We start from the raw sequence: 15021 nt of genomic DNA on the forward strand, positions 1-15021 counted from the left end.
AGACTCCTGGTTCTTGCTCACGGGCCGGTTACACACCGGCGGTTTGGGCGGCGAGATTTCGACACCTTGCCGCACTACAGGTCCTTGACGTGCGGCAGTGTGGTAAACACCACATTCGGCGCACAAATTTTGCGAGCCGGGTGCACTTTGTCGTGCTCGGTGGTAAAGCAGGGGCCGGCAGGTCAGCGTGGGAGCAGGCGTGGTATCTGGCGTGGAATCGAGCCTGGCGAGCAGCCATCAAGGTGTTGTCGTGCGCCTGTTTGGGCCGCCGACAATTGCGCGCGACGGCGTCCCGGTGGTCTTGCCGGCATCGCGCAAGCTGCGCGCGCTGCTGGCCTATCTGGCGCTGGCGCCCCATCCGGTCGGACGTGGCAAGCTCTGCGAGTTGCTGTGGGATGTTCCAAATGATCCCAGGGGTGAGCTGCGCTGGTGCCTGAGCAAGCTGCGGGCCGCGCTCGACGAACCGGGCCGCCGCAGGATCGAAACATCGGGCGATACGATCGCGCTCGATCTCGACGGCATCTCAGTCGACGTTCTGGATGTCGCGGCGGCGGCTGCCGCAGGCATCGAAACGCTCGAGCCGACGCGACTGCAGTTGCTCTCCGACCTGTTCGTCGGCGACTTCCTCGAAGGGCTGGAGATCGACCGCAGCCCTCTCTTCAACAGCTGGCTGACCGCGCAGCGCCGCCGTTTCGGTTCCTGCCAAGCTGCTATACTGGAACATCTGGTCAAGACGCTGCCGGCCGATTCCGAAGACGTCTCCGCCCATCTCGAAAAATGGCTGGAATTGACCCCGTTCGACAGCAGCGCCCATGTCGCACTCCTGGTGAGGCTGGCGCGGCGCGGCCAGTTCGGTGCCTGCGAGGACCATCTTGCCGCAGCAGCATCGCTCTTCCAATCGGAAGAGCTGGATTTTGGCCCTGTGCGCCAGGCGTGGCTTGCCATTCGCGCGGAACGTCACTGCGCGACTTTGCCGGCACAGCCTGCGGTAGCGCCGGTGGCGGGCCACAGCCCGATCGCGCGTGCCCCCACCGAAGCCGCGGCGCCCCACAAAGCTTCGCTTGCCGTGATGCCATTTGCCGAAGATGCCGGCGGCGTTTGTGGTGGGCTGGCCGACGGCTTGACCCACGACATCATTACCCGCCTCGCCAAGCTCAGGGACTTCTTTGTAATCGCCCGGGGCTCGGTCTTTGCGCTGGCAGAAAAGAACATCGCGCCGGAAGATGCCGGCCGCAGGCTGGATGTCGACTATGTCGCCACCGGCACGGTGCGCAGCCTGACCGGCCGCCTGATCGTCACCGTCGAGCTTGTCGAGGTGCGCACGGCCAGGATCGTCTGGGCCGAGACCTTCGAGCGCAAGCCCGAGGACATCTTCATTGTCCTCGACGATATCGGCAACAGCATCGTGGCCTTCATCTCATCCGAGATAGAGATGGTCGAGCGCAACCGCGCCATGCTGAAGGCGCCCAATTCGCTCAATGCCTGGGAGGCCTACCATCGAGGACTCTGGCATATGTATCGCTTCACCCGCAGCGAAAACGAGCAGGCCAGGCATTTCTTCGGCATCGCACTGCAGCAGGATCCGACCTTTACCCGCGCCTATGCCGGCCTGTCCTTCACCCATTGGCAGAGCGCCTTCCAGCGCTGGGGCGACCGCGACCAGGACAGCGCGCTTGCCTTTGAGGCGGCCGGCCAGAGCGTTTTGGTCGACGATCATAATCCCGCCGCGCACTGGGCGATGGGCCGGGCGCTGTGGCTGCGCGGCGAGGGTGATGCGTCCGTGCTAGAACTGCAAAGAGCCGTCGACCTCAGCCCGAACTTCGCGCTTGGCCACTATGCGCTGTCCTTCGTGCATTCGCAGTCGGGCGACCCGCACGCGGCGATCGGATCGTCGGATCATTCGCGCCATCTGTCGCCGTTCGACCCGATGCTGTTCGGCATGCTGGGCGCACGCGCCATGGCGCATGTCCGCCTCGGCCAGTTCGACGAGGCGGCCGAATGGGCGCTGAAGGCGGCCGCCCGCCCCAACGCACATGTCATCATCCTGTCGATCGCCGCCCACTGCCTGGCGTTGGCTGGGCGGCTGGACGAGGCGAAAAACTTCGCCGCCGCCATCCGCAAGACGCTTCCGGATTACCGAGCCGACGACTTCATCGACACCTTCCGCTTCGACCGGGATGCCACAGCCCTGTTCAAGCTCGGCGCCACGCGCATCGGGCTGGCTTAGAGCATGATCCCAAAAAGTGGGTACCGGTTTTTGGAAAAGATCATGCTCCAACAAAGGGTTAGATCATGATGAGATTTCAACCAAATCTCATCATGATCTAGCGCCGCAACACCGCGCTCAGCACATCGCGTATCCCGATCGCGCCGACAAAGCGCGACTGGTCGTCGAACAGCGCCACGGGTGCCGTCTGCGAGCGGTGCATGGCCAGCATCACCGTCTTCAGCGAGGTCCCGGGGTTGGCCCAGAACACTTGCGCCGTCTCCTCCGGCTGCGCCTCGACATCGGCGCACGACACCCATACCGCCGGTTTGCCGTCGCGTTCCGCCGCCGCCACCAGCCCGTGCTCGTCGATCTTGAAACGCGTCGTCTTGCGCCGGTCGAGCCACACCCAGCCATTATCGCCGTGCTCGAGGTCGCGGCTGTCGCGCATGACGTTCCAGGCGGTCAGCACCGACAACGGATTCACATTGGCGATGAAGTCGCGGACATAGTCATTGGCGGGCTTGAGCACGATGTCTTCCGGCGCCCCGGTCTGCACGATGCGACCGCCCTCCATGATGGTGATGTGGGTGCCGATCTTCAGCGCCTCTTCCAGATCATGGCTGACGAAGATGATGGTCTTCTTCAGCTCCGCCTGCAGCTGCAGCAATTCGTCCTGCAGCTTGGTGCGGATCAGCGGATCGAGCGCCGAGAACGGCTCGTCCATCAGCAGGATCGGCGCCTCGGTGGCGAAGGCACGGGCCAGGCCGACGCGCTGCTGCATGCCGCCGGACAGCTCATGCGCGTATTTCTTCGACCACTGGTCGAGATTGACCAGTTTCAGCTGGCGTTGCACGCGCTCCTTGCGCTCTTGCTCCGGCACGCCGGCGAGTTCGAGGCCGAGGCCGACATTCTCCTCCACCGTACGCCAAGGCAGCAGGCCGAACTGCTGGAACACCATCGCCACCTGCTTCTGCCGCAGCCGCCGCAGCGTCGCCTGATCGCAGGTCACGACATCGACGATATTGTCGCCGTCCTTGACCAGCACCTGGCCGCGCGACACCACGTTGAGCCGGTTGACCGCCCGCAGCAGCGTCGACTTGCCGGAGCCGGACAGGCCCATCAGCACCGAGATTTCGCCCTCATGCACGGTCAGGCTGGCGCCGGCGCAACCCAGCACATTGCCGGTCTTTTCAAGGATTTCGGCGCGCGTGGCGCCGCCGTCGATCAGAGCCAGCGAACCGGCCTGGTCGGAGCCGAAGACGATATCGACATTTTTGAAATCGACGGCGACGGTCATTTCTTGCCTCCAACGCCGATACGCGTCATCCGGTCGAGCACGATGGCGAGTACGACAATCGCCAGGCCCGCCTCGAGCCCGAGATCGATGCGGCGCGAGCCGAGCGCGCGGTTGATTTCAGTGCCGAGGCCGCCGGCGCCGATCAGTGCTGCAAACACCACCATCGACAGCGACAGCATGATCGATTGCGTCAGCCCGGCCATGATGGTCGGCAAGGCCGAGGGCAGCTCGACCTTCCACAGCAGCTGCTGCTTGGTGGCGCCGAACGCCTCGCCGGCCTCGATGATCGACTTCGGCACCGAGACGACGCCGAGATGGGTGAGCCGGACCGCGGTCGGGATGACAAAGATGATGGTGACGATGAGGCCGGGCGCGTTGCCGAGACCGAACAGGGTCAGAACCGGGATCAGGTAGACGAAGGTCGGCAGCGTTTGCATCAGGTCGAGCACCGGCAGCATGATGCGGTAGACCTTCGGCTTGTGCGCGGCCCAGATGCCGAGCGGCACGCCGATGGCCATCGCCATGGCGGCGGCGGCCACGACCAGCACCAGCGTCTGCACCGTCTGCTTCCAGAGGTTCTGGTTGATGATGAAGATCAGGCCGAGAAAGACGCCTATGGCCAGCGGGCGCGAGCGCTGCAGCAGCCAGGCGATGATGGCGATGATCAGCGCCAGCAGCACCGGCGGCACCATCAAAAGGATGCCAACCAGCCCGTCGAGCAGGAAATTGAGGCCATTCGAGAAGGCCCTGAACACGGTGTCGAAATTGTCGGTGAGGAAACCGAAGAACGCCTTTCCCCAGGCGCCGATCGGTATCTTGTGATCGACCATGAATTTCGAAATCGGATCCATATCGCCCCTCTCATGCGAGAGACCGCCTGCTTCCGGCCTCCGCTCTCATTAGGTCATCTTCTCACAGGATATGAAAAAGGGCAGCCTTTTCTAGATTGGCTGCCCTTCCTGGTTCGGCTTGGCCGAATTAGTCGGCTCAGCTTCCGAGCGCGGTCTTGACCGCCGCTGCCGCATCGCCGCCATCGAAGGTGGTGACGCCGGCAATCCACGGCGCAACCGCGTCAGGGTGCTTCTTCAGCCAGTCGGCTGCGACCGTGTTGGCGTCGCCGCCCTTCAGGATCGCGTCCATCATCTCGCCTTCCATGTCCAGGTTGAACTTCAGGTTGGCGATGAACTTGCCGGCATTCGGGCATTCGGTGGTGTAGCCCTTGCGCACATTGGTGTAGACGGTGGCGGCGCCGAAGCCGCTGTCGCCCATGCCGTCGAGATAGGTGAGCTTCATGGCGCCCATCACCGGATGCGGCGTCCAGCCGAGGAACGCGATCCACTCATTGTTCTTGATCGACTGCTCGGCCTGCGTCAGCATGCCGGCTTCCGAGGACTCGACCAGCTCGAAGCCTTCGAGATTGTCCTTCGGGTTCTTGATCATGTCGAGGATGATGCGGTTGCCGTCATTGCCCGCCTCGATGCCGTAAATCTTGCCGTTGAACTTGTCCTTGAACTTGCCGATGTCGGTCAGCGACTTGACGCCGGCCTCCGCGACATAGGTCGGTACGACGATGCCGTAGCCGGCGCCGGTCAGGTTGGTGCCGATCGTCTCGACCGAACCATCGGCGGTGTAGTCCTTGATGTCGTTGGTCATCGACGGCATCCAGTTGCCGAGGAAGACGTCGAGATCCTTGTTTTTCAGCGACGCCATGGTCACCGGTACCGATAGCTGGATCGTCTGCGGCTCGTAGCCGAGCGCGGTGAGCAGCACCGAAGCGACGCCGGTGGTTGCCTGGATGTCGGTCCAGCCGACATCGGAAAGGCGCACCGCCTTGCAGCTCTCCGGATCGCCGGCAAGTGCAGCGCTCGTGGACAGAAAAGTCGCCAGGCCGAGGCCGGCGACGAAGGTGTTCATACGCGACATTGGCAGTCTCCCATTGTGATTCTTTGGCGAAGCGTAGTTACGGTTTCTCTGCCCGCCTTGTTTCGTCAGCCAAACACCATTCTGGTGTGGTTTCAAGCGCTAAGACAATCACGATCAACGGCGCGGACTGGCCAAACAGCGACACGCCCGCCGCTTTTTCGATTGCAGACGGCTTTTCCCATCAAATGCAGCGGTGCCCTCTCCCCGCGCCGCGCCAACTCGGCTTAAAAGGACGGCATGGCCAAGCTCTACTTCCACTATGCGACGATGAATGCCGGCAAAACGACAATGCTGCTGCAGGCGTCCTACAATTATCGCGAACGCGGTATGACGACGATGCTGTTCGTCGCCGGCCACTACAGAAAGGGCGACACCGGGCTGATCTCGTCGCGCATCGGCCTGGAGACGGAGGCCGAGATGTTCCGCGACGGCGACGATCTCTACGCTCGCGTCGCCGAGCATCACGAACATACGACGGTGCATTGCATCTTTGTCGACGAGGCGCAATTTCTCGAGGAAGAGCAGGTCTGGCAGCTCGCCCGTATCGCCGACCGGCTGAACATCCCGGTGATGTGCTACGGCCTGCGCACCGATTTCCAGGGCAATCTGTTTTCCGGTTCGCGAGCGCTTCTCGCCATCGCAGACGATCTGCGCGAAGTGCGCACCATCTGCCGCTGCGGCCGCAAGGCGACGATGGTCGTGCGTCTCGGCGCTGACGGCAAGGTGGCCAGACAAGGCGAACAGGTGGCGATCGGCAAGGACGTCTATATCTCGCTCTGCCGCCGCCACTGGGAAGAGGAAATGGGCCGCGCCGCGCCTGACGATTTCATTGGCTTCACCAGAGGCTGAACGGCCGGGACAACATGAAAATTCTGCAGTTCACAGTCGATTGCCCGTTTCCGCCGGTCTCCGGCGGAGAGATCCGGAACGCCGCCAATGCACGCGCCCTGGCATCGATGGGCGAGGTCCTGACGGTAAGCCTGACTGGCGCCCCGGCACCCTCCACACCGCCGAACATCCGTCACCGGATCATCGAGGCAGCGCGCGGCAGGGCGCCGTGGGGCAGGCGCGGCCCGCACCCGACCGTGCATATGATGCCGGACGACGAGCTGGCCGAGGCCGACGCCATCTGGAGGGAATTCGCGCCCGATCTCGTGGTAATCGAGGAGATCGTGCTTTCGCAGCTGCTGACGCTGGCGCCGAAGCATCGCGCGCGCACCGTCCTTGACCAGCACAACATTGATTCCCGGACGGTGTCCGACCGGATCGCCGGCCTGACGCTGTGGCAGCAAATTCGAGACTGGCGCCAAAACAGGCGAAGGAAGGCAGAGGCGCGCGAAGCCGACAGGTGTGCGGCTGCCCTGGCCGACCAGGTCTGGGTTTGTTCGCGGGCCGACGAAGCGCTTCTGTCCGCTCTCGGCCCCGTCAACGACGTCAGGTTCGTCGCCAACCCCATTCCAGACGAGAGCGTGCTTTCCCTGCCGATTGCTGCCGAGCGCTTCAGTGAACTCAGCCTGTGTTTCATAGGCCATCTCGGCTATTTCCCCAACATCGATGCCGTCAAGCAGATCGGCCGCGCGATGGCGCCGCGCCTCGCCGCCTCCGGCCGGCCCTGGTCGATCACCGTCGCCGGCAGAAACCCGCGCGATGTCGTGCGCGGTCTATGCACCAGGCATGGTCTGCGGTTGATCGAGAACCCGCCGCATCTGCCGGAATTGCTTGGCCGCGCCGGCTATGCGCCGATCCCGCTGCACTTCGGCGGCGGAACCCGCATCAAGGTGCTGGAGGCGATGGCGGCGGGCCTTGTCGTCGCCGCTACCGAAAAGGCCGTCGAAGGGCTTGGCCTGCAGGCGGGCAGGCATTTCCTGTCCAGCGACGATGCCGGCAAGTTGGCATTGAAAATCATCGATCTCGCGACACGCCCGCAAGCGGCCGCCGAGATGGCGGAGATCGGCCGCGCTTTCGTGCGCGACAATCATTCGTCGGCGGCGATTGAAAAGCAGGTCAAGCAGGCGGTCGCGGCGATCCCGCGCACGGATTGAGCCCGGCTGCTATCCAGCGGCATACGGCGTTTGTTAAGGCCTGCAGCCTATTTTTCCCTCAGCCAGAGCCAGCCGGGAACCGCCATGCTTCGAGCCATTTCATCAGCCCTTGTCATTTACTTGGCCAGTATCCTCGCCGCGCAGGCCGACGGCGATGCAGCACTTGGCAAGAAAGTGTTCTACCGCTGCATGGCCTGTCACGAGGCGGCAAGCGACCGCGACAAGGTCGGCCCGCATCTCCTCGGTATCGTCGGCCGGACCGCCGGCACCGCCCAGAATTTCAACTATTCGCAGGCCATGAAGGACGCCGGCGCGGCCGGCCTCGTCTGGGACGAAGCCAACCTCAAAGCCTATCTTGGCGCTCCCAAGCTGAAAGTGCCGGGCAACAGGATGGCCTTCTCCGGCCTGAGCAGCGACGAGGACATCGCCAACGTCATCGCCTATCTGAAGGCCGATCCGAAGCCTTAAACGTCGCGATGGGTAGCCTGATGGCGACGGCTTCCGCCAGCTGTCTCGCGCTTGCAACTCGTTGAGTCCCCTGTCGAATTCAGGACACCCACACTGTCCGAAATCGACTTCTTCGCAGCCGTCAAAGTTCAATGACAGTTGAACAATACTTGGCCGGCTGGTTAATCACGCCATGACCCCGCCTTCATTGCCTTTCAAGACGACCAGGTATTTTTTTGTTTTCGGGGCGGGTCTTGTCTTGCGTCTTTCAATCCCCTGATACCCCACATATATTCGCCGCTGTTCGCAGCCAGCGACCGGAAGCCGAAGCGGGAGGCCCCTATGGCGACATTGCAGAATTTCGATGCCGAAATTGCCAAGACCAGGCAGGTCGTGCAGGACATGCGCTCCAAGATCGAGCAGTCCGGCACCGTGCTTGATACGCTGGCCACCGCCGACAAGAAGATCGGAGACGCCAATTTCGACATCGAGAATGCCCGCATCGAGGACGTGCTGAAGCAGCAGAAGGTGATGGAAGGCAACATCGCCGACCTGATCATCGGGCTGGAAGACGCCACCAACGTCTTCGGCACCGAATTCGAGAGCATGAAGAACTACACCGGCTGGGAAAGCTTCGTCGGTATCTTCTCGGCGCAACGCAAGCAGCGCATGCGCACCGACCGCGTCCGCAACATGTCGCTGGCCGGCAATCTGCAGGAGCTTCTGGTCAAGTCCGACACCATCGTCGGCATCCTGAAAGCGCAGAAAGAGGTCCTCGACCAGCGCTACAAGACCTCGGAAAACAGCCTGTCGCAGGTGATCGAGCGCCGCAAGGTCACCATGACCAACCTCGAGGCGGTGCAGAAGCGCATCGAGGAGGTCAATCCGCTGCTGCTCGACATCGAAAACAAGATCGCCGCTTCTACCAGTCAGAAGGAGCGCACGCAGCTTGAGGGCGAGCGCTCGAAACTGGCGACCGAATACAATGAAAAGCAGGCCAAGGAGCAGGAGCTTCTGGCCGAAAGCCAGACGCTGGAACGCTACACCTCGATGTTCCAGACCTTCGTCGATTCGCTCAACAATCAGATCGCAGCGCAGTCGACGCTTATCAACAAGCTGACCATCGATACCGAGCAGCGCATCGTGCTCTACAAGGCACTGGAAGATTCCTTGAAGACCGCCGCCCAGCAGGATGTCGCCCACAAGATCAACACGCTGGGCAGCCAGGTCGACAACACCGCCGAAGAGACCATGGCCGGCATTGGCGCCGCCTCGCAAAAGCACATCGGCGATCTTCTCGAAATGCACGAGAAGAACATGGTCGCCAGCTCCGACATCCAGCGCCGCAAGAAGCTCGCCGACGACGCCTTCGCCCGCCGTTTCGACGACGTGATGAAGAAGCACAATTCGGCCAACTACGTGCAGTCGTAAGGAGCGGCTGCACGCGGGCACACCGGCATGACTCCCGAAAACGAAGCGGCGGCGCGCTATTTTTCCGCCATCACGGCGGCACTCAGCGGCCTTGAAGTGTTCATGCGCGACGACCGCTCGCCGCTTTACCGGCACGGCATCGTCGCCAAGATTGTCGCCGAATACATTGCCCGGCTGGACAAATCGTTTTCCTGCTGGCGCAACCGGCTCGGCTTCATGGACACGTTCCGCATTTCGCGCGCCGACAGCGGCTATCCCGTCTTCCAGAACCTGCTCGAACTGGAAAACGACCGCCGCCAGGCCGAGGCGCGGCTGGCCAACATTCCGCTGGCCGGCGAATTGCGCGAGGAAATGGCCGACTTCATCCTGCGCCACAAGGAATTCCCCGAAGCGCTGCAGAAGTCGATGGCCGAGCGGCTCTATCTCGAGGACGTCAAGAGCGAACAGACTTTTGGCCCGTTCTCGCTGGCGCAGACGGCCAAGGTCTCGGTCAATCCAAAGACCGGGCGCCCCTATTACCTCGTGCACTGGGCGAGCTTCGACGGCAGCGCCAACCTGCCGCTGGTCTACATGGTGACGGTGGAGGATTCCTCCGAAAGCATGATCCGGCAGCTCGTTGACAGCAGCGGCAAGCTCAATGAACGGGTCGACATCCCGCTGCCGGTAGACGGTCTGCTCAACCCCGAACTCGCCCATCGTTTCGACGATTTCACCGAGAAGAATTCCGCCTACACGCTTTCGCCCGCAACGATTGCGGTCAATCTCGACAAGGATTTCGAGCCGCTGCACCCCAAGCAGCTGCGCCGCGTCGTGCTCGGCCCCTTCTATTCCGCGGGCATTACCGACAACAATTCGACGGTGGCCGAAGTGCTGGCCAAGGTGCGCAAGCCGGAAAATGCCTGGCTGCTCACCTGGACCATCCAGGAGATCTACTCCAAGGGCGAGAAGCCCGGCCGCAAGGGGCTGTTTTCGAGCGATAAGACGACGCAGGAATTCTTTATCAACACCGACGATCTCGAAGCCGCGCGCCAGGGTGTGTCGAGCTACGAGAACCACGCCCTGATCCCGCACGAAGCCTATCAAGCACTCTACGCCGCCGGCGAAGCTCAAAAGATCTTTTCCGGCTACAAGGTCCATATTCTGTCCAACGGACAGGTGATCAGCGATGTGTGAGGTGGCATTTTTGGTGGGCCTGACAATCTCCGGGGCGCGGTCAGGGGCAGAAGGCGATTGTGATCGAAACGGATAACCTTGCTTCCCGCAGTAATGAATCGCCCTACCGGGTTCTCGCTTGGTGGGATGTCGATATGCATACCGGTGCTTACAAGAAACACAAACTGACCGCCCGACCATTGCGTAACCTTGAGCGCATTCTCGGACACCGGGTTCACGTTGAAAGTCGGTGGCGTCATCGAGGATTACCGGATGGGGTGCGGAAGCTTGAAGCTTTCAATTATATCGATGTTGCAGACCCGGCGCTTGCCGCGTTTTTTGTTCTTCAACAAATTTCCGGCTTATCCGAATGGTTTTCCGGGTTCGGCTACAGACCGGTTACTTCGCGGTCTGAAGATGAAAATACAGACGGTGACACGATCTGTACTTTCTATTGGTACGAATTGGATCAATATGAAGCATACCGTCACATTCGATCCGGAGGCGTCATGCTCGTTCTGGTCGAAAATTACCTGTCCGAACACGTAATTCATCCCGTCCGATCATTGGAATAAGACAGAGTCGGCAACCAAGATATAGCTACAATGTAAAAATCGTGATTCAGTTCTTTTGCGGCAATAGACAAAAGCTTGTCGAATATCACTGGCCAAGATTGATGAAAAGATATGCATTTGAGCCAGAAGACCGTGTTGAATTCGGACCGCCATCTAACAACGGAAAACCGAATCAGATTTGCGTTAGCGCGATGTTAGCGGACCTAACTGAGTACCAGGCTGTCGCTTATTGTCTTGCACGGACTGAGCGTTGCCGTTTCAAGCTTGGAGGGCCGGGAGAGGCCATCTTTCAAGCCGAACGCTTTCCCGATCACGAACCCTTTGACGGGATGTTTTCAATTTTGCTCACGCGAGGGCAGGCACAAGAGTGAGTCGCGAGGAGGATTGATACGATGGACACCGGCCTGACCACCATCCCGGAAGCCGCAATCGAAAAGCACCGCGCCACGGCGCAGAGCTTCATCACCCGCGTCGTGGTTCTGGAAGACCCTGCGCGCGAATCCGGCACAGCACTTGCCGGCACCAATCGCCGCTTTGTCTCGACAGTCTCGGTCGGCTCGGTGCGCCGTACCCGCGAGGTCGAGCTTACCAAGACCGTCGCCGCGATCCATCCCGACGACCAGTTGATGAGCATCCCGCAGCACACGCTGCTGTTCCGCGCCCGCCGCGGCCTGGCGATAGCGCTCGCCATCTCCGACGTCTTCGCCGAGGGCTCCGACCTCGAAAGCCTCCAGGCCAAGAACACCCGTGCGCCTCTTGAGGGCGATGAGGCGGCGACCTTCAAGAAGCTTCTGTCAGCCTCTGCTTACGTTTCGGCCTTCAGCCTTGCCTCCTATCTGTTCCAGCTGATCGACAGCGATGGCGAGGCGCCCAACGATATCCCCGAACCCGACTTCCTGTTCGACACGCCGCAGGACGCGGTGAAGTCGATCGTCGCCGGTCTCGACAAGGCGATTGCGGACGCCAAGGACGATGGCGACCTGACGACGCGCGCGCGAGCTTTTGCACGGGTCGCCATTGATGGGCTGCTGGCCCGCAAAGGCCGCTTCGACGGCATCGGTCCGTTCGAGAACGCCCACATCCGCATCGACGCCGACGATTTCACCCTCGACGGCTTCGACGTCGCGCCCGGCAAGCGTTCGAAACCGCTGGTGATGACCTTCAAGAAGCCCGAAGAGGTCGTCGGCAACCACATCGCCAAATACCAGTCGGTTAAGCTCGCCAAGATGCTGATGGCCTATGATTTCGAGCGCGAGCTGAACCCGTTCGTCGAGCTCGGCGGCTTCCTCTTCACCTTCATCGGCGATGGCGCGCCGGGCACCGGCAAGACGACGCTGATCCAGATGATCGCCGGCCTCGTCAACAATTATTGCCAGGTTGCCGGCTATCCCTTCGCCTATGAGAATTTCGGCGTCGACCAGATCTCGTCCTACCAAGGCAAATCCGGCCAGAATTGCCGCCAGTTCATCAACAATGTCTTGAACCCACGTGTCATCGGTTTCGGCACCGTCGACGACATCGACCAGGTGGCGGCCCGCCGCTCCGACGACCGCGCCTCGGCCGGCCAACAGGAAATCACCGGCGTCTTGATGGACGCCTTTGCCGGCGCCGGCACGGTGGTGCGCGGCAATTGCTCGTTCGGCATGTTTTCCAACTATCCCGAAAATGTCGACGATGCGCTGCGCCAGCGCGCCGGGGCCCGCTGGCTGGTCGACGGCCCACAGAGCCGCGACGACTATATCGACATCTTCGTCCTGCTTGCCGGCAAGAACCACAAGATCCCACTCGGCGACCACAAGCTCTACGCCGCGCAGGAGATCCAGCGCGCGGTGACCGAAGCCTATGAGGAGCACGAGAAGCCTCAGGAAGACGGGCTGATGAAGGTCTATGAGCGCTACATGAAGGAGAATGGCGCGCCGAAATCGATGGCCGACATCGGCACCTATCTGCACCTGATCAAGGATGCCGAGCCGCGCTTCACCGGCCGAGCCATCAAGAACGTCACCGACGCCATCAAGATGCGCGCCATGGACATCGAGCTGCCCGACGACTGGTTCGAGAAGCCGGAAGCCTTCATGCACAAGGGCTACGACGAGAAGAAAGCCATGATCGAGGAACTGCGTGGGCCGTTCTCGATGGACATGGTCATGCAGGAGATCAACCGCTACGCCGACTCGGAGTTCCGCTATTCCGACAAATCCGACGACGCCGCGGTGGAGAAGCTGCTGCGCGACGCACGCCTGCGCGAACGGGCGGGGCGCGAGATGGAGGAGATGAAGAAGAAGGGGCTGTGGAATGCGTGAGCTTCCTTCGCTGCCCGCGGGTGCTGAAAGGCTTGGCGCTAACGCTGACGCCCCCCTCTCCCCGTCCTTCACGGGGCGAGGGCAAGGGTGAGGGGCGGCGCATGCGTGGACCACAGATCGCTACGACCATACTGGCAGCTATCGAACAGCGCCTCGATCGGCACATCCGGACCAATGATCTTCGATTTATTGCCGCCAAAGGCCATGGGGAGACATGTCCTTGAATGCTAGCGCTGCCCCTCACCCTTGCCCTCTCCCCGTGCAGAACGGGGAGAGGGAGGCGTCAGCGTTGGCGCTTCGCCACAACAGGCAACGCCACTCGGAACGTTCTGCATGAGCCACGCCAAAAAGCCCGACCTTCTCCGCGACAATGAGCTGATCTACGGCCGCTTGCTCACCGTCGACGAGCCGCACCTCATCCAGCGTTACAACAAGGCGCTTGTCGCCTTCGGCCTCAAACCGACCAAGCTGAAGAGCTTCCAGATCGACCGCACCGGCTTCTCGCCCGAAGTGGCCGAGGAATGCGGCGATTACGATTATCTCGACCCCAACGAGGTCAACCGCCGCTTCATCATCCTGACGCCGTCGCAGATCGATCTGCCGGTGGTGCACACCGCCTTTTCCAACACCTCGCAGCTGATGTTCGAGTTCATGTCCAAGAACCAGCGCGCCATCGATGCGCTGACGATCAAGGATGTCATCTACGGGGAGATCGAGGATTCCGTTCCCCTGGTCAACGACATCGAGGATCTGCTGTCGATCAGCCAGGTCGAGTTCAGGGTGCTTTCGGCCGAGGACGTGCTGGGCAAGGCCGCCGAACTCGGCAAGCTGGTCGACCGGCTGAAGCAGGAGCCCGATGCCTGGCGCGACAACACCATGCTGAGCCGTATGGTGGAGCTGGCGAAGGTCTGCGGCGATATCCGTGAGAATGCGCTGGTGCCCGACCAGGTGATCTTCCGCCACAACGCCTACTGGACCAGCCATTTCGGCGGCGTCTACGTCTTCGTCGATCCTGATATGACCACCGTCATCGGCGACCCGGCCGCCCCCGGCTTTCGCCGTTCGCGGCCCTGGCAGGTCAGCTATCTCTCGATCAACGATGCCGACAAGGTGTTCAAGTTCCTGGCCAGCACCGGCCGCATCGAACTGCCGCGCGCGTCATGGGTCGAAAGCTCGGGCTATCTCGAGCATCGCGCCGAGATGGTGGTGCGCGCTCTCATCCGCGACACAGAGCCGAACCGCAATTTGACCGAGGTCGACAAGGTCTGGCTACAGACCTGGATCCATGGCCATGCCGATCTGATCACCAAGGACGGCAATTTCCCCTTTCTCAACGCCGCCAAGCGTGAGATCGCCCAGCTCGGCCATCTCAAGATCGAGGATGTGTTTCCGCAACAGCGCTTCCTGGTCGTGCGTGGCAAGCCCGACCATCCCGACGCCTGGCTGACCAACCAGCTGATCTCGGATTTCGTGCCGCAGGACTTTGTCTCGCGTTACGTCTTCAACAAGCCGGGCTTCTACAAGGACTATGACGGCTACAGCGACGCCTGGCGGTCGCATGTTGTGGACGTTCTGAAAACCACATATTTGAAAGACAAAGTGGCGTTTCGCACGCGCCTTTACGGCCTGACTGACTGAGGGG

General features: G+C 61.6%; 13 protein-coding genes. 9 read left to right on the forward strand and 4 right to left on the reverse strand.

Annotation, left to right across the window (positions count from 1 at the left end):
* Positions 1-199 precede the first annotated feature (199 nt).
* Positions 200-2227 (forward strand): transcriptional regulator, encoded by a 2028-nt coding sequence (locus NLY44_RS15155; protein ID WP_050588536.1) that lies wholly within the window; start codon positions 200-202, stop codon positions 2225-2227.
* Positions 2228-2324: 97 nt separating this feature from the next.
* On the opposite strand, the gene choV is transcribed toward NLY44_RS15155, so the two are convergent.
* The 3 genes from choV to NLY44_RS15170 all read right to left on the reverse strand — a co-directional run bounded on the left by choV (position 2325) and on the right by NLY44_RS15170 (position 5429).
* The gene (choV, locus tag NLY44_RS15160; RefSeq protein ID WP_023669996.1) at positions 2325-3506 is read right to left on the reverse strand and encodes a choline ABC transporter ATP-binding protein; all 1182 of its coding nucleotides are present in this window, start codon (positions 3504-3506) and stop codon (positions 2325-2327) included.
* Entirely contained in the window at positions 3503-4357 is an 855-nt protein-coding gene (gene choW / locus NLY44_RS15165) for a choline ABC transporter permease subunit (protein WP_023669995.1), read from the reverse strand. The genes choV and choW overlap by 4 nt, the downstream gene beginning before the upstream one ends.
* 136 nt (positions 4358-4493) lie before the next feature.
* Positions 4494-5429: a choline ABC transporter substrate-binding protein gene (locus NLY44_RS15170; RefSeq protein ID WP_023686157.1), complete on the reverse strand. Its 936-nt coding sequence runs from the start codon at positions 5427-5429 to the stop codon at positions 4494-4496.
* Between the two features lie 237 nt (positions 5430-5666).
* Between NLY44_RS15170 and NLY44_RS15175 the strand changes: the two genes are divergently transcribed.
* From NLY44_RS15175 to NLY44_RS15205, 7 genes are all read left to right on the forward strand, one after another.
* A complete protein-coding gene (locus NLY44_RS15175) occupies positions 5667-6278 on the forward strand; it encodes a thymidine kinase (protein ID WP_023683669.1) in 612 nt (203 codons plus the stop codon).
* Between the two features lie 14 nt (positions 6279-6292).
* A complete protein-coding gene (locus tag NLY44_RS15180) occupies positions 6293-7471 on the forward strand; it encodes a glycosyltransferase (RefSeq protein WP_023695820.1) in 1179 nt (392 codons plus the stop codon).
* 84 nt (positions 7472-7555) lie between these two features.
* Entirely contained in the window at positions 7556-7939 is a 384-nt protein-coding gene (locus NLY44_RS15185) for a c-type cytochrome (RefSeq protein WP_023733372.1), read from the forward strand.
* Positions 7940-8260: 321 nt separating this feature from the next.
* Complete coding sequence (locus tag NLY44_RS15190; RefSeq protein WP_023733373.1) at positions 8261-9349, forward strand: hypothetical protein; 1089 nt, start codon at positions 8261-8263, stop codon at positions 9347-9349.
* A gap of 27 nt (positions 9350-9376) precedes the next feature.
* Positions 9377-10522 carry a hypothetical protein gene (locus tag NLY44_RS15195; protein WP_023806017.1) on the forward strand — a complete coding sequence of 382 codons (1146 nt, stop codon included), beginning with the start codon at positions 9377-9379 and terminating at the stop codon, positions 10520-10522.
* Positions 10523-10581: 59 nt separating this feature from the next.
* Entirely contained in the window at positions 10582-11076 is a 495-nt protein-coding gene (locus NLY44_RS15200; RefSeq protein WP_286457566.1) for a hypothetical protein, read from the forward strand.
* 392 nt (positions 11077-11468) lie between these two features.
* Positions 11469-13379 (forward strand): ATP-binding protein, encoded by a 1911-nt coding sequence (locus NLY44_RS15205; protein ID WP_023806018.1) that lies wholly within the window; start codon positions 11469-11471, stop codon positions 13377-13379.
* 68 nt (positions 13380-13447) lie between these two features.
* On the opposite strand, the gene NLY44_RS15210 is transcribed toward NLY44_RS15205, so the two are convergent.
* On the reverse strand, positions 13448-13585 hold the full coding sequence (locus tag NLY44_RS15210; protein ID WP_023686163.1) for a hypothetical protein: 138 nt from the start codon (positions 13583-13585) through the stop codon (positions 13448-13450).
* Between the two features lie 127 nt (positions 13586-13712).
* Here NLY44_RS15210 and NLY44_RS15215 point away from each other — a divergent pair, with 127 nt between their 5' ends.
* Entirely contained in the window at positions 13713-15017 is a 1305-nt protein-coding gene (locus NLY44_RS15215; RefSeq protein WP_023691610.1) for a DUF6638 family protein, read from the forward strand.
* The last annotated feature ends 4 nt before the right edge of the window (positions 15018-15021 follow it).

The sequence above is a fragment of the Mesorhizobium sp. C089B genome, from assembly GCF_030323125.1.
Taxonomy (GTDB): Bacteria; Pseudomonadota; Alphaproteobacteria; order Rhizobiales; family Rhizobiaceae; genus Mesorhizobium.

Excerpts from the sequence above, each read along its gene's own strand:
- NLY44_RS15210 (WP_023686163.1), bottom strand. The coding sequence starts at position 13,585 with ATGGCCTTTGGCGGCAATAAATCGAAGATCATTGGTCCGGATGTGCCG.
- NLY44_RS15190 (WP_023733373.1), top strand. The coding sequence starts at position 8,261 with ATGGCGACATTGCAGAATTTCGATGCCGAAATTGCCAAGACCAGGCAG.
- NLY44_RS15195 (WP_023806017.1), top strand. The coding sequence starts at position 9,377 with ATGACTCCCGAAAACGAAGCGGCGGCGCGCTATTTTTCCGCCATCACG.
- choW (WP_023669995.1), bottom strand. The coding sequence starts at position 4,357 with ATGGATCCGATTTCGAAATTCATGGTCGATCACAAGATACCGATCGGC.
- NLY44_RS15215 (WP_023691610.1), top strand. The coding sequence starts at position 13,713 with ATGAGCCACGCCAAAAAGCCCGACCTTCTCCGCGACAATGAGCTGATC.
- NLY44_RS15180 (WP_023695820.1), top strand. The coding sequence starts at position 6,293 with ATGAAAATTCTGCAGTTCACAGTCGATTGCCCGTTTCCGCCGGTCTCC.
- NLY44_RS15205 (WP_023806018.1), top strand. The coding sequence starts at position 11,469 with ATGGACACCGGCCTGACCACCATCCCGGAAGCCGCAATCGAAAAGCAC.
- NLY44_RS15185 (WP_023733372.1), top strand. The coding sequence starts at position 7,556 with ATGCTTCGAGCCATTTCATCAGCCCTTGTCATTTACTTGGCCAGTATC.
- NLY44_RS15175 (WP_023683669.1), top strand. The coding sequence starts at position 5,667 with ATGGCCAAGCTCTACTTCCACTATGCGACGATGAATGCCGGCAAAACG.
- NLY44_RS15170 (WP_023686157.1), bottom strand. The coding sequence starts at position 5,429 with ATGTCGCGTATGAACACCTTCGTCGCCGGCCTCGGCCTGGCGACTTTT.
- choV (WP_023669996.1), bottom strand. The coding sequence starts at position 3,506 with ATGACCGTCGCCGTCGATTTCAAAAATGTCGATATCGTCTTCGGCTCC.